The 19,830-nt window shown below is 42.7% G+C and carries 16 protein-coding genes; 8 read left to right on the top strand and 8 right to left on the bottom strand.

Going from position 1 to position 19,830, the window contains the following annotated elements; genetic code table 11:
- Nucleotides 1-119 precede the first annotated feature (119 nt).
- Together HWQ40_RS17920 and HWQ40_RS17915 are read left to right on the top strand one after the other, a co-directional pair.
- Nucleotides 120-1,349, top strand: a complete 1,230-nt coding sequence (locus HWQ40_RS17920; RefSeq protein ID WP_292780026.1) for a hypothetical protein — start codon at nt 120-122, stop codon at nt 1,347-1,349.
- Nucleotides 1,346-4,297 (top strand): RNaseH domain-containing protein, encoded by a 2,952-nt coding sequence (locus HWQ40_RS17915; RefSeq protein WP_292780024.1) that lies wholly within the window; start codon nt 1,346-1,348, stop codon nt 4,295-4,297. The genes HWQ40_RS17920 and HWQ40_RS17915 overlap by 4 nt, the downstream gene beginning before the upstream one ends.
- Before the next feature lie 124 nt (nt 4,298-4,421).
- Here the strand turns inward: HWQ40_RS17915 and HWQ40_RS17910 are convergent, their stop codons facing one another.
- Nucleotides 4,422-4,817, bottom strand: coding sequence for a hypothetical protein (locus tag HWQ40_RS17910; protein ID WP_292780022.1), 396 nt, complete (start codon nt 4,815-4,817; stop codon nt 4,422-4,424).
- Between the two features lie 33 nt (nt 4,818-4,850).
- Nucleotides 4,851-5,549 carry a hypothetical protein gene (locus HWQ40_RS17905; protein WP_292780020.1) on the bottom strand — a complete coding sequence of 233 codons (699 nt, stop codon included), beginning with the start codon at nt 5,547-5,549 and terminating at the stop codon, nt 4,851-4,853.
- 482 nt (nt 5,550-6,031) lie between these two features.
- Here HWQ40_RS17905 and HWQ40_RS17900 point away from each other — a divergent pair, with 482 nt between their 5' ends.
- The 3 genes from HWQ40_RS17900 (at nt 6,032) to HWQ40_RS17890 (ending at nt 8,761) form a co-directional block, all read left to right on the top strand.
- Nucleotides 6,032-6,373: a S16 family serine protease gene (locus HWQ40_RS17900; RefSeq protein WP_292780018.1), complete on the top strand. Its 342-nt coding sequence runs from the start codon at nt 6,032-6,034 to the stop codon at nt 6,371-6,373.
- A gap of 264 nt (nt 6,374-6,637) precedes the next feature.
- The gene (locus HWQ40_RS17895) at nt 6,638-7,894 is read left to right on the top strand and encodes an FAD-dependent oxidoreductase (RefSeq protein WP_292780016.1); all 1,257 of its coding nucleotides are present in this window, start codon (nt 6,638-6,640) and stop codon (nt 7,892-7,894) included.
- Nucleotides 7,895-8,185: 291 nt separating this feature from the next.
- Nucleotides 8,186-8,761, top strand: coding sequence for a single-stranded DNA-binding protein (locus tag HWQ40_RS17890; RefSeq protein WP_292780015.1), 576 nt, complete (start codon nt 8,186-8,188; stop codon nt 8,759-8,761).
- Nucleotides 8,762-8,787: 26 nt separating this feature from the next.
- On the opposite strand, the gene HWQ40_RS17885 is transcribed toward HWQ40_RS17890, so the two are convergent.
- Nucleotides 8,788-10,590, bottom strand: a complete 1,803-nt coding sequence (locus tag HWQ40_RS17885; RefSeq protein WP_292780014.1) for a serine protease — start codon at nt 10,588-10,590, stop codon at nt 8,788-8,790.
- Between the two features lie 78 nt (nt 10,591-10,668).
- Between HWQ40_RS17885 and HWQ40_RS17880 the strand changes: the two genes are divergently transcribed.
- Together HWQ40_RS17880 and HWQ40_RS17875 are read left to right on the top strand one after the other, a co-directional pair.
- Nucleotides 10,669-12,855, top strand: coding sequence for a pentapeptide repeat-containing protein (locus HWQ40_RS17880; protein ID WP_292780013.1), 2,187 nt, complete (start codon nt 10,669-10,671; stop codon nt 12,853-12,855).
- Between the two features lie 177 nt (nt 12,856-13,032).
- The gene (locus HWQ40_RS17875; RefSeq protein ID WP_292780011.1) at nt 13,033-14,919 is read left to right on the top strand and encodes an ABC transporter ATP-binding protein; all 1,887 of its coding nucleotides are present in this window, start codon (nt 13,033-13,035) and stop codon (nt 14,917-14,919) included.
- Between the two features lie 365 nt (nt 14,920-15,284).
- Here the strand turns inward: HWQ40_RS17875 and ureG are convergent, their stop codons facing one another.
- The 4 genes from ureG to ureE are packed head-to-tail and all read right to left on the bottom strand — an operon-like array spanning nt 15,285 to nt 17,186.
- Complete coding sequence (gene ureG, locus HWQ40_RS17870) at nt 15,285-15,881, bottom strand: urease accessory protein UreG (protein WP_100901384.1); 597 nt, start codon at nt 15,879-15,881, stop codon at nt 15,285-15,287.
- 58 nt (nt 15,882-15,939) lie between these two features.
- On the bottom strand, nt 15,940-16,107 hold the full coding sequence (locus tag HWQ40_RS17865) for a hypothetical protein (protein WP_292780009.1): 168 nt from the start codon (nt 16,105-16,107) through the stop codon (nt 15,940-15,942).
- Nucleotides 16,073-16,765, bottom strand: a complete 693-nt coding sequence (locus HWQ40_RS17860; RefSeq protein WP_292780007.1) for an urease accessory protein UreF — start codon at nt 16,763-16,765, stop codon at nt 16,073-16,075. Before HWQ40_RS17860 ends, HWQ40_RS17865 begins: the two co-directional genes overlap by 35 nt.
- Nucleotides 16,740-17,186: an urease accessory protein UreE gene (gene ureE / locus HWQ40_RS17855; RefSeq protein ID WP_292780006.1), complete on the bottom strand. Its 447-nt coding sequence runs from the start codon at nt 17,184-17,186 to the stop codon at nt 16,740-16,742. Before ureE ends, HWQ40_RS17860 begins: the two co-directional genes overlap by 26 nt.
- 116 nt (nt 17,187-17,302) lie before the next feature.
- On the opposite strand from ureE, the gene HWQ40_RS17850 reads away from it, so the two are divergent.
- Nucleotides 17,303-17,872 carry a Uma2 family endonuclease gene (locus HWQ40_RS17850; RefSeq protein ID WP_292780004.1) on the top strand — a complete coding sequence of 190 codons (570 nt, stop codon included), beginning with the start codon at nt 17,303-17,305 and terminating at the stop codon, nt 17,870-17,872.
- 129 nt (nt 17,873-18,001) lie between these two features.
- Here the strand turns inward: HWQ40_RS17850 and HWQ40_RS17845 are convergent, their stop codons facing one another.
- Entirely contained in the window at nt 18,002-19,756 is a 1,755-nt protein-coding gene (locus HWQ40_RS17845) for an ATP-binding protein (RefSeq protein WP_292780002.1), read from the bottom strand.
- Nucleotides 19,757-19,830 lie beyond the last annotated feature (74 nt).

Here is a 19,830-nt window from a genome sequence, read left to right as displayed (position 1 = left end):
TCCGCGCTTCCTAAATATTCTCGAATGGCTGGTACTTTATTTTTTCGCAAGTCCCTTACTATTCCCGCAAGGATGACAATCACAACCAATCTGAGAATAGCAGCGAAAATGCTTTATCTTTGTTTGCCTATACCAATATTGGTCGTTACTACGTTTTGAACTTTCATCGTTTGCTTACTGACTTGGATGGTCAACACGGCCCTAACGTATTGGCACTATCAGGAACTTCTTATCTACGAGATTCCACCCAGTTTCATGTTGGCAATCCCCAAGGTATTTTAATGCCAGAACCGAGCGCCACAGAAGCGATCGCTCAAAGCTGCTTTAAGTTTCTGCCTCAATTGAACTGCAAAGGTGAACCTATCCGTATTTCTGGAACACCTGAACGTCAGAAAATGGGAATGTTTAAAGAGATGGCACAAGCGTTAGTTGGCAACAACGGTAGCGGTGATTTAGGACAGGAGCTTGAGGAATTGAAACAGCTTGGCGAGAGCGCTCCAGATTTTTGGCAGGATAGGGAACGCATACTGTTACTTGTCAACTCCTACGATCAGGCACGATGGGTAGCAGACGAAATCCGTCAATGTTGGTGGGGTATGCGGGAGCAAGTCTACCATTTGCAGCGCGATCGCACAGAAATTATTACTGATGATGATATCGACTATCAGTCAAGGATGGAAGTTGGCGCTCTTAACCGTGCTGACATTGAAACTTTTGCGCGTACTGGTGGTAAAATTCTGGCTGCACCGATAAGTGCTATGGGACGCGGATTCAACATTTTGAATGCAAATGGCAAAGCTGCTTTTGGTGCGGTTTACTTTCTCACCCTTCCTTATCCTCATCCACATGATACTCAAGCGATCGCTCAAGAAATCAACCGTCGTGCCTTAGATTGGATAGAAGATGCGAATTTCATTGCTTGGGAAGGAGAGGGAATTTTAGGACGTGCGGAAGCCGTGCGTCGGTTGGCTGCACGTTATTGGCGATCGGTAGAACATCGTTCTTACTACAAAACACTGCGTCCAAATGAAGAGTTACGTGCCTTTCCGCGCCAAGATTTAGCCGCAACTACTGCTGGCGTAATCGTTCAAGCTGTAGGTCGTCTTTTACGTGGAGGTGTTCCCTTTCACGCTTACTTTGTCGATGCTGCTTGGGGGCCAAACTATGCCAAAGAGCAACAGCCGGATACACCGCGTACCAGCTTGCTGGCAGCAATCATCGATTTGCTTTGTGACTATGTTGATGAAGATGTTATTAGTAAAGCTTTATACCAATCAATAGCAGATGCTTTGGTTGATATCGATGGCTTCAACTGGGAAATAGACCCAAGAGATAGAGAAAGAGTATGACTAGTAAAATTACACCAGCAAATATTTTGCTACCTGCACGCATGAGCTTGGTGACAGATGCCTTTGCCAATCTAGAGATTGCTGTGCTGCCATTTCCTTTTGTTCAGGTGGTAGCAGACTTTTGGCGGGATATAAAACAAGTATTGTATCCTAGCAACAATAAAAGAGAGGTTCAACCACCATATCGACAGTTAAATAATGCTCTGCTTGCCTGTGCATCTACACTTACATACGGCTTTGAGTCTCTCGACTTTGACCAGGAAAGGAATCTGGTTTTATATCAGGCGTTAGCTGTAGGAACGCTAGAGAACCCATTGAAGACTCCTACACCTAAGCAAATACATGAATTAATAAGAATTTGGGCGCAGGAGTGGACAAAGCAATATCGTGGCAAAGGTAAAAAAGATCAAGTGAATAGCGTGTGCGATCGCTTTCTCGAAAGAATAGCTGTAATACCGCCAGATTGGGAGTGGCAACGCATCAAACCAGAAACACTTGTGCGCGATATCAACGCACAGAGAGGATTGGGATTTCAAGCCATTCCCAGTCTGCTCGCAACCATGTTGCATGGTAAAAAGTGCATCATTGACTCTGGACAACAAGAGCAGGAAATTCAATGGCGCAAAGTACAGGGAGGTGGTTCGGGTAAGGTTGGACTCTACGTAGTTAGTAAGCCGTTTAAAGCGAATTACACAGATAATAATGGCAAGGAAAGAGAAGGTTATTTTGCTTACCGCCTAGACTTTAATGTTGAAACGCAAGCAGGACGGTTCAATAATAACGACAATTTAGAGCCGTGGATTTTCTTACATTTAAGTTGCCAGCGATATCCTCATGAACCCTTGTTGGATGGCAATTATGGCCGTGACATCTCTGTTCTCATGGGTATGAACAAGGCACGTTTATCTGATTACGAGGTAGATTCGACGCTAGTACGTCTGGTCATCGAAAACAACGGCAAAGAAAAAGAGAATTTGTGGAGATTGCAACTACCGGAACTGCTTGCGTCCTTCAAAGCACGCGCTCTAGAACAGCCAGAAAATATTCTTAACAATCCCGCGACATTGGGTAATTTAAACAACTCAACTAAGTGGGGTGATAGGGACGAATATTATCTAATTCATGTTGAGGGCTATGGGTACGAGCATGAGAAACATAAACGAGGACACAGTATCAAAACAGGATTTAGTTTTTTGGAGCGAGGCGATATCATTGCACGGGTACTGGAACCGCTCAACGGCGTTTTGATACCAGATAATCCGATGCAATGTGATATTCCTACGCCATCTGGTAAGAAAGTACCACTAGCAATGCGCGATTACGAATTTATTTCTAGACCTCGTAAAGGATGGCAACTGTACCAACAAATTGCTACTGATGCTATTTACCGAGCATTGCAGGGTAAGCCAATGCATATCTTTCTTATTTATCGAAAACAAGACACTTGTGAGACTGTTTACCAGCAATTGCGTGATGTATTCCTTCTCAATGAAAATCAGGATTTTCCAGCACACATTACAGTTTCAAAAATTTTGATTGATAATGCCAAGCTTTTAGAAAAATTTAATACAGATGGACTTAAACCTAAAGATGGTAGCAAATTCGATAGACGGATGCGTGATGAACATCAAGCGAAGCGAGACCTATGGCGTACCTTTCTCCAGCAAAGTGCTATTCCTCTGATAAATTTTGAGACTGCTCCTCACTGTTTAGCGATTATCGAAATTGGACGAATTAAAACAAAGGGAGTTCTCCCCCAACAAAACATTAAAGGAGGTATTCGTGAAGCTTGTGTCAGAGAGGGAATCAGTTCGCAAATGATACAGCCGGTTCAACCAAAACCTAGCGAAAAAGAAGATGATGAAGATAAATCACCAGCCTATAGCAAACAGACAATAGGACGTGTGATGAATGCTGTACTGGATGGAACATTACGCCAAATTGGGGCGCTATATGGGCTACCCTCTCAAGTCTACGAGCAAGCAAAGATACCGAAAGAAATTGCTCAAGACTTAGATGTAATTGCCTTTTGTCGCCGCAAAACTAGCCAAAATCAAGGTGATATTCACTATGCTCTTGCGGTTCGTCTGCGTGCAACGGGTGCAGTAGATGTCTTACTTCCAGATGCTAATGATTGGATTCCTTATACACAGGCAGGAATTGCTGCCGGAAAAATTTTTGCTGAAGCACGTCGCGATCGCCAAGAAAATAAAAAGCGCCTTCAAAGTAAAATCAAGTTGAGCGGTACGGAATTAGTACAGTTTGTTGCACGCGTACTAACCAAACATTTAGACCGACCAACTATTGTTCTAATTGAATCTGAAGGCTGGCGTAACGGACGCGGCGAAGACAATGATGGCAAAATCTGGCCCCAGTTACAAAATGAGAACCTTCTGGCAAAACGCAACGTTCTCGACTTCTGCCATGTTCCTGGTAACACTTGCGAGTATAAGCGTGACAATAAACAACTACAGAACTTATTAGCAGTAATTCGTATTCGCACTGGTAAAGAAACACCGCAGTACATTACCAATCGAGAAGCTTGGAACGAAGATTATCCAGCACGAGATTTCCAACATCTGAGCAGTTTTTACGATAAGTCAGCACCAGAACTACTACATTACTTCTCTATCGGAAGGCTACCAAAAACACAGAAGGCGCAAGATGAAATGCCAATACCCGAACTTTATAAACTTGGATTCCAAGAGGATAAATACGGTGCTAACATTTCATTCAAACATCAACAGATGGTGGAGATGGTGCCGTTCTTTGTACACCCAGATTTTCAGACAGAAGAAGCTTTAAAGGCACTGTGTCGAGTACCTGACTATTTAAGATGTTCACCTGCTTGGTCTATGGGAAATATCATTTTGCCATACCCAATGCATTTAGGCCAGGAAATCATAGAAGATCATCTGTGCATACTTGGTGTAAATTTACAAATTTAACGTGAGGCATAATGATAGTAACATCCGCCCCTAATATTATCTATTTTTAGATATTTTATTGGTTGATAACAGCAAAATCATTGAAATATTCCAAAGATTTATTACCTATAATCTAATGCCAAAACTAGTTAAGTCTGGCTTGTTTTGAAATGTGTTTAATTACTTTAACTTCTTGCTTTATTTGTTCTGCTTCGTTTTGAGATTCCTCTGCTAGTTCTTCGAGGTCGTCAGCTATTGACACAATTTCTTGTGCTAACTTTTTTGTCTGTATTGATTTTTGATCGTATTTTTCTAAAGCTTCTGTAATCTCAGAGAAAATTTCTTTGTATTCTTCAGGTGGATTTTCTAACCACTTCTCATACTCGCTTTGGGATTTTTGGAGAATAGCAATAGTTTCCTGCCAAGAGGTTTTTAGACGCATATCTAGCGTCTGAATTTCCTTATACTTCGCCTTGAATTGTTTGGTAGTAGTTACCTCAGCCAACTCATAGACTTTAGCTTTTAGCTCTTGAAGTTTCATATTTAGTATTGAGCGTCTCAAATTTAGAAGATTTTATCGCTCTAGTTGGTTTATTTTTTTATAAAGCCTTTCATTCTCCTCACGAAGACGCTGACTCTCTATAATTAACAAAGCAATTTGCTGTTTCTGCTGTTCAGTTAAAGCTATTGCTTCGTCTCTTTGCTGCTTATATTTTTTCGTATGGGCAACTCTTCCACCTAAACTCTGATTATTCTTAGCTAACTCCTGTCTTCGCTTCTCAACAGCATTGTACTTCTTTTTTAAATTTTCTAGTTCTGTACGTAATTCTGCCTCAGCTTTACTATTCTCTACTTCAGATCGCAGCGCTTCATTTTCAACTGCTAGCGAGGCTATTCGTGCTTCTAACCTCTTAATTTCTTTGTCCTTACCAAATAGTTTCTCTTGTAATGCCTTGATTAGACCAAGAAGCTTAGATTTTTGTTGATCTTGTTCATGACAAGCTGCTTCCAGCTCATGAGCGCGATCGCGCAGACGACCAGCCCGATTCTGTAAAACTTTGGCTGTACACTCATACTTAATGATAGCAATAACCCTGCTACGCTCTGCTTCATCCAATCGTTGAATTTCGGAACTACGCCAGAGTTCGTCGTAGTTGGTACATTCATGACGTAGCTCTTGGGTTTGGACATGACCAGGCGCTGCAATCAATTCATAGTTTTTCAGTCGTACTCGGTCATGCCAATAATCAAACAATGCTTTGCTGTCGTCCATTGTGCGATCGCTTATAAAAGTAGCTATTCTTCTTAAAAGATAGAGTAACTAAAAGCCCACTTAGAGCCGTATTTACTCTGAAATAATTAAAAAATCTTTACTAAGCTTTTCTTACATCGACCAGGAAAGTGATATAGAGATGAATGTAGGTGTACCAGAACAAGGTAGTGCTGGAATCTTCTCTTAGGAACCTTTACCCGCAGGCACAGTGTACACCGCCACAGCAAATGAAGAGGCCAGGGTTGGTCTTTACTGTCTGGAAGTTGCTTGTACATCAGGGACAGGAAAACTACGAACCCCTACAGGGTTAGACAAAGCTTTAAAAGAATCATTAAACCGGGCTTTCAGCTATCTTCAAAGTATAAAGGAAAGGACTCAACGAAACCCTGGCATTGAGAGATGCTTTAAAAGAATCATTAAACTGGGCTTTCAGCTATCTTCAAAGTATAAAGTAAAGGAAAGGACTCAACGAAATCCTGGCATTGAGAGATATTTACGCTGAAGCTGTAGACTTGTCTGGAAGCCGTGTTGAATGTCCTTGTGGGGTAGCGTTTTTTGTCGTCATCATTTCAGCCATACAGAATCGTCAAATTCAAGCCGGAACTCTGATTTTGGGCGATTTAACAATTCAAGGGAATATCAAAGGCCCTGCTTCAATTGTCGAATCACTGCAAATAGCAATGGAAAGCCGAGCGCTACGAGCTTTGGTACCACTTTCTAATAAAAGCCAATTTGCAGGTTTACCAGAAGAGGTAGTCGAAAAGCTTGATATTGTGTTTTACGGTGATGTTGACCGAGCAGTAATTAAGAGCGTCGAAATTTAAGAGTATATTTTTATCTTCTAAACTCAGCAATGTCTATACTGTTTAGGTAATATACATCTCTGAAAAAGAATCTCAAACCCTTATCCTGTAAAGGTGAAAACCTCATTTCTAGGAGCGATGCTACATACACTTGGTGCAAATCTTGCTTGCTTCCAGTTTCGTATATCATCTGGGGATTCTATGTAAATACAAAAAGTTAAAAAAATAGCTTGCACTATCAAAAGCAAACTACCCTAAATTTTAGGGCTATCAAGAGGTGTTGTTATGACTACCGATGTACCTAAAAATCTTTCCCAAGACCCAAGTATTAATCCTATCCATGACATTGTAGACGTACAAACCACAGATTGTTGCATTGTGGGTGGGGGCCCAGCAGGAGCAGTATTGGCACTGTTGTTAGCGCGTCAAGGCATTTCTGTGATGCTGCTGGAAGCACACAAAGACTTTGATCGCGATTTTCGCGGCGATACGATTCATCCATCAGTGATGGAAATTATGGAAGAATTGGGACTTAGCGATCGCTTGCTAGGACTTCCCCATACCAAAATGCGCCAAATTAGTATTCAAACTCCTCAAGATACTGTCACATTGGCAGATTTTAGTCATCTGAAAACCCATTATCCCTATATTACAATGCTTCCCCAGGTAAAATTCCTGGAGTTCATCACCCAAGAAGCACAAAAATATCCTAGTTTCCATCTGGTAATGGGTGCGAATGTGCAGGAATTAATTACCGAAAATGAGGAGATTCAAGGTGTCCGCTATCGGGGAAGCGGTGGTTGGCATGAAATTCGGGCAATACTGACAGTGGGTGCAGACGGTCGCCACTCACGTTTACGCCACCTGGGTAAGTTTGAATCTATCGAAACTTCGCCGCCAATGGATGTCCTCTGGTTTCGCCTACCGCGCCAGCCAGAAGACCCAGAGGGGGGAATGGGGCGCTTTGGTCAAGGTCACATCATCGCCATGCTTGACCGTGGCGATGAGTGGCAAGTTGCATATATTATTCCTAAAGGAGGCTATCAACAACTGCGGACTGCGGGTTTAGAGGAATTAAAAAAATCTGTTGTGAAAGTGGTGCCAGAATTCCAGCAACGCATTCAAAATTTACATGATTGGTCACAAATAGCTTTTCTTTCAGTCGAGTCCAGCCGTGTCAAACGTTGGTATCATCCGGGACTATTACTCATCGGTGATGCAGCTCATATAATGTCCCCCGTTGGTGGAGTTGGCATTAACTACGCGATTCAAGATGCTGTCGTTGCGGCGAATGTACTTAACAAACCGCTCAAAAACCGACAAGTACAACTTAGTGACCTAGCAAAAGTACAGCGTCAACGCGAGTTGCCAACACGCATCATTCAAGCGTTTCAAACTTTTATCCAAAAGCGGGTATTGGCCCCGGTTCTCACTTCAAATCGCACCTTTGTACCACCTACGTTTTTACGCTTACCTATCTTGCGCGACCTTCCAGCAAGGTTGATCGCCTTGGGTGTTTTTCCAGTTCACGTCAAAACTTAATTTTTGCCAATAATTTTTTCTATTTAATCAATGGGTGGTACAATTATACTACTCAATGCAGAATTTAATGCTCATTTAGTCAAGCGAGGGTGGCGAGTAGCATACTCAATGCTGTTCAAAGCGATCGCTTGGCTTTTATGCTAGAAAGGACTAAAAACTAAGAGTGGATGTAGAAAATTTGTTCAAATATTATTAAAAAATGCAAACAATTAAACCTATCTAGATATTAATTGGCACTACATAGAAAAACCCCCTCTTTTGGAATCAGTACTTTTTGCAGGAGTAATTTTAATGAACAGCTGCGTTTTAATGGCGGAAATTATTAACGAGCCGCAACTCCGCTATACAGCGGATAATTTGGGAGTTACTGAAATGCTGGTGCAGTTTCCCAATTCCCTGAAACCAGAAGATCCGCCAGCCACGCTGAAAGTTGTCGGCTGGGGGAATTTAGCGACAGAAATTCAGCAAAATTACCATCAAGGCGATCGCGTCATCTTGGTAGGACGTTTAACTATGAATACTGTTGAGCGTCAAGAAGGTTTTAAAGAAAAACGCGCTGAATTGACGGTGCAGCAAATTCAATCTGTTGGAGGTAGTTTTAATACCGATCCATTGCCCTCAGCAACCGTAACTCCATCATTCACTGAAACTGCTCCCCGACAACCATCTTCAGCATCTCGTCCTCCACAGAAAGACGTTCCCACTTACGAGTCACCACGTCCAGCGCCTACCCCGGTTGCAAATCCTGTTGGCGTTACTCCCCAAACGACAAGTTACGAACCCGTACCTCAACCCACAAATTATGAGCGAACCACTTATCCAGCAGTGAAAGAGCAAGAACCAGATCCAGATGACATTCCCTTTTAAACACAGAGGAACTAATGCTATCAGTTTTACAGCCCTTTTAAGGCATTAAGGATACCTTTGGTAAGACTGGTAGCAAGCACTGACGCATTACCAGGATCTTGTTGTATCTTTTCAAGGTAAACGCGATCGCTGGCGTTAGCTAGATCACCTACAAAAATTACAACTGCTGGTAAATTCACATCTCGACAAAACCTCAAGCCACGAGTATTCGTATAAGAATCAGGAAGGGCACTGACGGAAAATGGCAAGTTATCTTGTTTAAGAAATGTTTGCAAGGATAGTGCTAATTTTTGAGCGCGAACATTGCCAGCGTCGTAGTAAAGTTTGATCCAAGAATCTTTGGATTTGGATTCAGAAGGATCTGAACTATTGACCAGCAGTTCAATTGCTAGTTCATCTTGCTGTTGAAGATTGCGTTGCTGGTTAATATCCTGTATCGTCTGCTTGATGGCTGCTTTTTCTGACGATTCATTAGTAGGATCTACTGATATGGGGACAACGCTCACATCTGAATCAAGATCATTCATTTGTGCAATAATTGAATCTCGTAGATTCTCCATTGCCTTTTTTTCTAGCTTGGCGTAGTCATCTCCTAAGACTGAACGTCTTGGTCGTCCGGCAAGGATAAATGCTCGAGGCTTTGGCCGTGGGGTAGTGGGATCAACCCAAAGGCCTTTCAAAAAATTTTGCAACTCTGGATTATCAGAGCTTTGTTCCTTCAGATCTGCCAAAATGCTATCGATCCGAATACCTAGATAGCCTTTGACCTTGTGATCATTGCTTTTTTCATCTAAAAGTGCAGCTTGATGAATACCAACTACCTGCCAATCTGTATTAAATAACGGACTGCCAGAGGAGCCAGGTTCAGCATCAGTGTCATACTCAAGACAATTCTTGTAAATCTGTACGAGGCGATTATTAAACACAACAACTTGCTTGGGTCGCCCCCCAGGATGCTCAATCATGTGGATTGGATCACCGTCAATATTTTTGGTCTCGATAAGAGTTACGAATCCAGCTTCAATGTTTGCTTTGAGGTGGGAGTCAGCAGCCAACATATCTGTGCTTATACTTGGAGCAACTTCTTCTTCTAAGATTTTTGCTAAATTAACTTTCCCAAACTTGACAATCGCCGATTCACCATCCAGTGGCTTCAGCTTCAGCAACACGTAATCCAGGTCTGGGTTGGGTGATGTCACCCAAAATGTATGATCAAACTTATACTTGTTTGATCGAGTTAATAGCTCTGGGTCGCTTTCCTGGCGATGGGGATCGGCTTCGTAGTTAAATACCGCACTAAATTCAGAGAAGAGCTTTTTCTGCTCCTCAACATCGCAATTGGTTAGCAGATCCTCAACAACATGGCGATTGGTTAGCAGGTAGTCACCGCCTACAAGAAACCCAGAAGCGTAAGGCAAATCCACCGTTGGAGCCTTAGTCTTAAATTCGTCTTGCTCCGTAATCGGGTCAAAGCTGTACCATTTCAATAGCCTTGATCGCAGTATTGGATCATCTTTAGCTACTTTGATCAATTTGTCTAAGTCTTCGGGTTTGCTAATTCGACGGACTAAACAACACACACTTTTACCTGCCTGTAGGCCTGTCCTAAAAAAACTGAAAGGTAACAAATCGTTCTCGTTTAAGACTGGGGTCAGAGTCGTACTGGTTTGCTGATTTCGTCGGTGTAATCGCTGATTGATAAACTTTGCAAGGTCAGACCCTGACACAGGGGTTAACTCTGTATTTTTTTCTTGAGGGTGGATACTTTCTAGCTCTTTCCAAACCTTGCCGAGTTCAGTCCATATTTTATTCAGTAAAATCCTTGCCATAAAAAACTTCCAATAGTAATTTATGCTAATTGTAATACGTGCCATTACTTAATCAAAAGTAGCTGTTATTTTACTTAAATGAATCAGGCATCACCACCAACTAGCCTGCCTCGCTTGATTGATCTCCGAGGAAAGCGCGTTTCTCAAGAGATGCTGAGTCAACTGGACTTCAGCCAGTGTTTGCTGGGACTTTCCGCGACGAGTCGAATTGGGATATTTTCCTTAAGCTTACTACTGAGTCTCTTATGTGCCGTGGTAGCAGCCAACGTTGGAGCTAAGTTAGCCCTCGACCTAGTATTCGATTACCAGGGGTGGCGCTATCTGACGATCGCAAATGTGGCAATTATCCTAGCTGTGTTTGTTTACTTGGTGCGTACCCAATGGTTGCAGAGTATTTTAGTGGCATTGATTGGGTGCTGGCTGGTTTTGCCGATCTTAGCGGTGGGGCTGCGACTGATGGGACTAGAGAACTTTGTGGTCGTTAGCCCTTTATTCGGCACTTTATTCACAGCGGCTTCTCTGTTTAGTGTAGTCGGTTTGAGCTTGGGGAGTTCACTGCTGGCTATGGGCTTTCAAAGACAATTTCGCTGGTTGCATGGATTTTTGCTAGCTAGCTTCATGCTGTTTTGTGGTGCAGTCGGACTGGTGCGGGCTGCAAGCGGTGCTATGGACAATCCGTATTTAAAGGGAATACGGTCAACTCAAAAGCTCATAGGTTTCATAACGGAGTTACTGGGATGGTTAGGTAGTAGTGTTTTGGCTGTAGCGATCGCCTTAGTTATACTGCAATTTTTCCAAGACAACCGTGGTTCGCAGGGACAACCCGATGCAATTCTTAATCTGGGAAAAGCGATCGCTAACTTGGGAGGCACTTCTTTCCGTGAGCTAGACTTGAGCCACCTGAATTTTTCCGAAATATCCCTAGCAAATATTGACCTACGAGCCAAAAAACTCTACAGGACTCGTTTTGCTAGTACAACTGATTGGGACGCTGCAACAGTAGATGATTCCTACTTAGATTTGCATCAACCCAAAGTGCAAGCCTTGCTAAAAGGAGAACCCAAAACCCAAAACTTTTTTCGCGCCAACCTGCGGGGAGCCTATCTGCAAAAAGCGGTCTTGCAGTATTTCGACTTCACAGAGGCAATTTTGGATGGGGTAGACCTCCGGGGGGCTAACCTCTATTATGCTAGGTTTGTGCGGACGCTGGTTACTGATGTAGACTTTTCCCTAGCAAATTTAACTGGTTGCTGTCTGAAAGATTGGAGCTTTAATCGCCAAACCTGTTTTCAGGGGGTAATTTGTGAATATATCTACCGTGACTTTGAAGATGGTGAGCGTACCCAACGTTATCCTGTAGGGCGAAACTTTTTGCCTGGGGAGTTTGAGGCGATCGTTCGCAAGCTAGAAACTTCCTATGAGCTGGTGTTTGAGCAGGAGATTGACCCCATATCCCTGAGTTTTGTGTTTGAGAAATTCCGCTTGGAGGATGAGAGTCTAGGGCTAGAATTGCAGGGTTTAGAGCAACGCGGCGATCTTTGGATTGTCAAAGTTGGTCATCGGGAAGGGGTTTCTCGTCAACAAGTGGTAGAGCGGGTGAATGAAACTTATGAAGACTTGCGTAAACTGTTTGAGACTCGTTATCAGTTAGCTTTGGAAGCTAAGGAAGGTGAGATTGCTAGACTATCTAGTTATTACCAGGTTTTGATGGATATGTACTGGCAATTCTCGCAAAAATTAGTTGAACGCACAGGTAATTCTACTGAAAGTGTGATTTTTCAAGGACAAGGACATCGAATCTACCTTACAAATCAAGTTGGAGAGATTATGGAAAATCAGAATATTAGCGCAGGTGGTAATGTAGATGCTTCCACGGGGGCAAGGATTACAGTAGGAGGCGATATTACAGGTTCAACCATTAATTTGGGTGAAATTAGCGGTAGTGTGTCTAACGTTCTCAATCAGTTACCTAGTTCTCCAGATCCCACTGAACCGGGAATTAAAGAACTACTGATCCAACTTCAGCAAGCGGTTGATGAAGATACTGATTTAGCTCCCGAAGATAAAGCTGATTTATTAGAGCATGTGAAAGCTTTGGCAGAAGCAGGACAAACACCTGACCAGGAGAAAAAGAAAGGATTGGTGCGAAAGGCTAGAATAAACTTTGATGGAATATTGAAGAGTTTGCCAAGCACTGCGAACATCATCGAGTCGTGCAGTAAACTATTGCCGCTGATTATAAAAGCATTGGGACTTCCTGCGTAGTGTTTGAGGCGATCGCAATTTGCAGAAATCACAAGAAATTCTACATCGCAAATGCGTGTATATTGTGGAAGTATGTGAAAAACTGCCAAGAAGTGTAAAAACCAAATTTACTCACATATACATCAAAACTATTGTTAAAATCAAATAATTTTAAGTTAAAATTCATACCCCACTCCTATGAGAGAAACTGTCCTAGAGGTTCGCAATCTCCAAGTTGAATTTCCCGGTGATGGCAATACTGTCAGAGCTTTGGATGGTATTTCCTTTGGACTGCATCCAGGTGAAACTCTAGGAATAGTAGGAGAATCAGGAAGTGGAAAATCAGTGACAGCCCTAGCTGTGATGGGTTTGTTGCAAACTCCCGGTATAGTTACTGGCGGTGAAATCTGGTTTCGTCCGCAGGAGAATGCCAATGCAATCGATTTGGTAAAATTGCCTCCTGAGCAAATGCAGTTACACCGGGGTGGCGACATCGCCATGATTTTTCAAGAACCGATGAGTTCGCTTAATCCGGTTTATAACATCGGGTTTCAGCTAACAGAAGCGATTATGCGGCATCAAAATGTGTCAGCAGCCCAAGCACGACAAATTGCGATCGCAGGTCTGCAAGAGGTAAAACTTTTACCTAGAGATGAGGAGATCCAACAGCAGTATATCGAAACTTGGCATCAAACCAACAGCAATTCATCGAAACCAGAACCATCAAAGTTGGCACAGTTGGTTAAAGAACACAAAGAAGCCATGCTGGAACGCTACCCTCATGAACTTTCTGGGGGTCAGTTGCAACGGGTAATGATTGCAATGGCAATTTCTTGCAACCCATTAATCTTAATTGCCGATGAACCAACTACAGCCTTGGATGTGACGGTGCAAGCGACAATTTTGGACTTGTTGCGAGAATTGCAGCAAAGCCGTGATATGGCAATGATTTTCATCACCCACGACTTGGGACTAATTTCAGAAATTGCTGACCAAGTAGCGGTGATGTATAAAGGTAAAGTTGTCGAATCTGGTACTTCTGAGCAAATTTTCAGCAGTCCTCAGCATCCATATACTAAAGGTTTGATCGCTTGTCGCCCCACACTCAACCGCCGTCCCCAAAAATTACTTACCGTTTCTGACTACATGAGTGCAGAAGAGACGCCAACGGGACAAGTAGTAATTCAGCCAAAAGAACCTGCACAACCCATAGAAGTGACCACCGAAGAGATTGCTGAAAGATTGGCAAACTTCAATGAATTGGAACCCCTGCTGCAAATCCGCAACCTGAAAGTTGGTTTTCCAGTGCGCGGGGTGTTTGGTGGTACAAAACGCTACAATATGGCAGTTAATGGCGTTTCTTTTGATGTCAAACCAGGAGAAACACTAGGTTTGGTGGGAGAATCTGGTTGCGGTAAAACTACCCTTGGCAGAACCTTGCTGCGCTTAATTGAACCGATGAGTGGTCAGATTATCTTTGAGAAACAAGATATTACTAGCCTCAAAGGAGAACGATTGCAAAAACTGCGGCGAGAAATGCAAATAGTCTTCCAAAATCCTTTTAGTTCCCTCGATCCCCGGATGAAGGTTGGGGATGCGGTGATGGAACCATTGTTAATTCACGCTGTTGGGAAGACAAAACAACAACGACGCCAGCGAGTAGTCGAACTCTTAGAACGGGTGGGGTTGAGTGCAGATGCAATTAACCGCTATCCTCATCAGTTTTCTGGCGGTCAACGCCAACGGATTTGCATAGCCCGTTCTTTGGCATTGAATCCTAAATTTATCATCTGCGATGAATCAGTTTCAGCGCTGGATGTTTCAGTACAGGCGCAGGTGTTAAATCTTCTCAAAGAATTACAGTCAGATTTTCAGCTTACCTATATTTTTATTTCTCATGATTTAAGTGTAGTGAAATTTATGAGCGATCGCATTTTAGTTATGAATCGCGGTCAAATTGTTGAAGAAGGGACAGCCGAAAGCATCTACCAAGAACCCAAAGAGGAATACACGCAAAAATTAATTGCTGCGATTCCTACTGGTAGTGCTGAACGGGTGCGAAATCGTCATTTACGGACTTTATAGTTAAAAGGGCGGTTATAAACCAATAGAGTTCAGTTAAGCATTTCTTTCTTCTCTTCCTTCTCTTTCTTTGTGTCCAACTCTTACGAGACGCTGCGCGAATGCGTCCTTTGCAGTTCGTTAAAAAAAAATTGACTTTGACAAAGAGTTAAGCCTTAACTGCCGAGTTCAGAGGCTCAACTGCTGAGTAAAAAGGCTCAACTGCCGAGTTAAAAGGCTCATAAACCTCGTCTATACAGGCAAAACCCACCTCCGTGGGTTATATAGCAAAGTGCTGAGTGCTGAGTGCTGAGTAAAAACCCAGTTGTTTCAAGGCTTTGAGCAATCAACACTGTCCTAACCTCTGTGACTACGGCTTAAAATTATTTTTAACAGATATTTGTGCAAACAAAGTTAATTACATCTGCAAGTCCAGACTGAGTTTTCAAATTAGTAAAAATAAAAGGTTTATCGCCGCGCATTTTTTTAGCATCTCGTTCCATCACACTTAAATCTGCACCAACATAGGGTGCAAGGTCAGTTTTGTTAATCACCAACAAATCAGACTTAGTAATGCCGGGGCCACCTTTGCGGGGAATTTTATCGCCAGCTGCAACATCGATGACGTAAATTGTTAAATCTACTAATTCGGGACTAAAAGTAGCAGCCAAATTATCGCCGCCACTTTCCAAAAATACCAAATCCAAATCGATAAAACGTTCCTCTAACTGTTCAATTGCCGCCAAATTCATCGAAGCATCTTCGCGGATAGCAGTATGAGGGCAACCACCAGTCTCTACACCCAAAATGCGATCGCTAGCCAACGCCTGAGAACGCACTAAAAACTGAGCATCCTCCTGAGTATAAATATCATTCGTCACCACCGCAATCTGATACTGCTCACGCAATCCTTTACATAAAGCATCCACCAAAGCCGTCTTTCCCGAACCCACTGGCCCAGCAACCCCTACTCGAAATGCATTCATTGTCATTTGTCCTTTGTCCTTTGTCATTTGTCATTTGTCATTTTTTCTTGGTACATGGTTATCGGGACTTAGTTTTTGCCCCATGCCCAATGCCCAATGCCCAATGCCCAATGCCCAATGCCCAATGCCCCATGCCCCATGCCCAATGCCCAATGCCCAATGCCCAATGCCCAATGCCCCATGCCCAATGACTAACTCCTAAACAACCTCGTATACTGCGTTTCATGCTGCATACTTGCCAGCGACAAACCCCAAGTACAACAGGCGAGTTGATCGTCCTGCAACGCGAGAATTTCTAATACCGCAGCGCTAAGTAATGGTTGCAAATCTAGTAATAACTGCTGTCCTGCTGTTTGTCCAAGGGGGATAAGTTTCACGCCAGCAGTAATCAAATTACTTGCCCAACTATGCAGATATCCGAGTAATGCGGCTTGGATACTGATTTGCCAATGGGCAACGACAATGCCAAAAGCGATCGCATAATTGCAAGGATTACCGACAGCATTGGCAATAGGTACAATCTGCGGTTCTAGTTTACCAAGTAATTGGATGAGCGATCGCCCCATTTGCCAACTAGAAGCGCGTAATTCTTCTGTTTCCCTAGCAGCCGATAACCAGAGATTCCAACGGCATAGAGACTTAATATCACCCATTTTTACAGCTTGCTGCGATCGTACCATCACCGCCGCCTCTAACCGAATTGCCCCGTAGAGCAACTCTGCTTTTAACCAATCTTTGAGATGTGACTGGCTAGCGATCGTACCATTTTCCACCAACATTTCCAAACCTTCAGAATAACTATATGCTCCCACAGGTAAAGCGGGGCTAGCCAGCTGCAAAATACTCAAAAGATGGCTATCAGTGAGCATGATGCTGTTGTCCATAAGCCCCCAATTCTGGCTGAAACGGTAAAATTTCCTCTTTAACTTCTAACCCCAGTTGTTCTAACATTGGACGTAAAACAGAATCTGAGGACAAGCGTAAATAAGTCGGAGTAATTTCTACAGGTACATGGCGATTTCCCAGATGGTATGCCGCCCGTAATAATAATAGTGGTGTTTGGGCAAAGGCAGTTAGCACTAGTTCTGGTTTGGCAGTAATTCTGATTAAACTGCTATCGGTTTCTTCTTGCAGAATATCGCCATCGTGTAAGACAGTTCCTCTGGGTAAATGTAAAAACACAACTTTACCATCTTCAGTTTCAAAGCGATGACGACTGCGGGTGCGTTCTTCTGCTGTTAGCGCCAGAGTAAAAGTAACAGCGGCATCGTAATTAGGTGGTTTAAGTTGGGTAAATGTCAGCATACAGAGTTTCACCTGAACTTTTGCTTTTCATTATGGTTCTAATTTAAATACCATATCTGCCTTACCCGAAGAAAAGATAAAATTAAACAAAGGCAACGAGCCAAGCAGGGAAAATCATGAACCAAGCCATTGAGGGAGTACGCTGGACAATTCACGATTTAGAGGTTCTACCCGAAAATGAGTGGACGCGCTATGAAATTATTAATGGAGAACTTTTTGTGACTCGCACTCCTCACCGCCGTCATCAACAAGTTTGTGTAAAAATCGCTCGACAACTCGATGTTTGGTCAGATTCGAGTGGTTTAGGGGAAACAATTGTAGCTCCAGGAGTGATTTTTTCGCAAGCAGATAGCGTTATACCGGATGTAGTTTGGGTAAGTCGAGAACGACTGGCGCAAATTGAAGATGAAGCGGGACATTTGACAGGCGCACCAGAGTTAGTAGTAGAGGTTTTACCTCCTGGTAAACAAAATGAACTTCGAGACAAAGAAGCAAAACTGAAACTTTATTCAGTTCAAGGCGTGCGTGAGTATTGGATTGTTGATCGTTTTACTAAACAAGTTAAAGTTTATCGGCGAGAAAAAGCACAGTTGGTTTTAGTTGCGACTTTGTTAGGTGCTGATGAAATAACATCGCCACTTTTACCCGGATTTTGTTGTTCTATCAGTTTATTTTTTCCTGAATAATCGCAAATTCGAGAAAATTTCTGGAAACCTAACCGCTAGATTATAGATGCTTACAAATATTGTATTGGGACTTGTGTTTCTGATTCGTAAAAAAATGCTTTTGATAACAAAAAGGTTTAATTAGCAACTTCACTCTGTAAATGGGCTAATAATTGGTAAGGTAAACCAAAATGTTGCCCCTGCATCCAATTCACTGTTTACACCGATTTCGCCGCCGTGAGCATGGATAATTTGCTTACACAGATACAATCCTAATCCTAAACTTACAGAATTGCCGATACTTGTACCCCGAAAGTAAAGGTCAAAAAGCCGATCGCTTTGTTGTTGACTAATTCCCACGCCGTTATCACTAACAGTACAATAAATCATTTCACCCTCATGGGTAGCATTGATTGTCAAGAGCAATCCAGGGGGATTATGTTTCAGAGCATTAACAATTAAGTTAGAAAAAACTCGCCATAGTTGCGTTAGATCGGCATTTACTAATGGCAAATCTGCGGAAACCAGATTTGTGAGCTTGGCTTGATTTTGCTCTAGCAATGGCTCTAAATCGGCGATCGCAGCTTCGACAACTGTCAGTAATTGTACGGCTTGACGTTGTAAAACAACACCTTGCACCTCGCTGATATGAGTTTCCATTAACGAATTAATTAAGTTCAGTTGGCGATCGCTACTTTGAATCATCCGCTCTAAAATTGAGCGGGAAATCGTAATATTTGCCTCTGAACGTGCAAGCAAATTCTTCAGCACCATTAAAGTACCTAGTACTGGGTTGCGTAAGTCGTGGGAAACTGCATGGAAAAATACTCGTAGTTCTTCTTCAGTTTGCTTGCGCTGGGTAATGTCTTCAATCAAACCTTCGTAGTAAAGCAATTTTCCCTGTTCGTCACGGACTGCGTAGGCTTTTTCGGAAATCCAGACAATACTCCCGTCTTGGCGATAAATTTGGGACTCAAACTCGGAAACACTGCCATACTTTTCCATCAGGCGTACAAATTCTGCCCGGCGGTTTGGATCAACGTACAATTGTTCAATATCAGTGAAATTTGCTGTCACCTCCTGCGCTAAGGAGTAGCCATAAATCCTCGCTAAAGCAGGATTTGCCGTAATGTAATGTCCATCGGGACTGCTTTGAAAAATCCCTTCAACAGCGTTTTCAAAAATACTGCGATATTTAGCTTCGGCAACCTTGAGTTTTTGGTAGGCAGATTCCAGTTCTTGACGGGCGAAAAATTCAGAACGTTGCAGGCGATCGTACAGATAAACACCGATGTCACATATAGTACAAAACCAAAAAATGTATAAAATGAACGTTACATTATATATTCCTGGATGGTCGGGGATTGGTGTTTTTAGCCCAAGTGCTGTATTCACACCAAAATAGTAAATCAGCACACTTACTTGAGTCAGCAAGTGAAGAATCCAGCAGACAGGCATCAACACAGCTTGGCTCAAGAACAGCAGCGACCAGCCGATGGTATCGGGTAATGCGAAACCTCTGATGGTTGCAAACAACTGTGATGCTAAACTAATTGACCAAGAAGACCCTAAAAATAATAAATCTGGACGATGACGACCTAATTTAGTTTTATGTAAGGCAAAGCAAATAATTAATGTTGCAAGCATTGCAACATTAATTACAATGCGTTGAGTTCTAAGTTGTTCTGGTAGTTGCTGCAACTCTGCAAAAGGAAAAAACAAGCTGTAAATGTCTCGCAAAGTAAAAGACAATAGACAAATCAGCGCCAGCCATAACCATAAACGTAATCTCTGCCACAAAAAACGGTTACGCCAAGCTCTGTAAAGAGTAGTGATTTCATCTGTTGTTGGTGCAGAAAAGGTTTTTCTCCACCACCTTTGCACTGTTGTAAATGGAGTAGCCATTAGCATCCGAGCAACTTTGCCCATACCTTGAGGGTGTTTCCTTTACTCAACATTGCCATAAATAACACCCTCTC

Source organism: Nostoc sp. NMS9 (assembly GCF_017114995.1).
Taxonomy (GTDB): domain Bacteria; phylum Cyanobacteriota; class Cyanobacteriia; order Cyanobacteriales; family Nostocaceae; genus Nostoc.
Note: the sequence above shows the minus strand (reverse complement) of the source record. Positions and strands in the feature narration are given on the sequence as shown.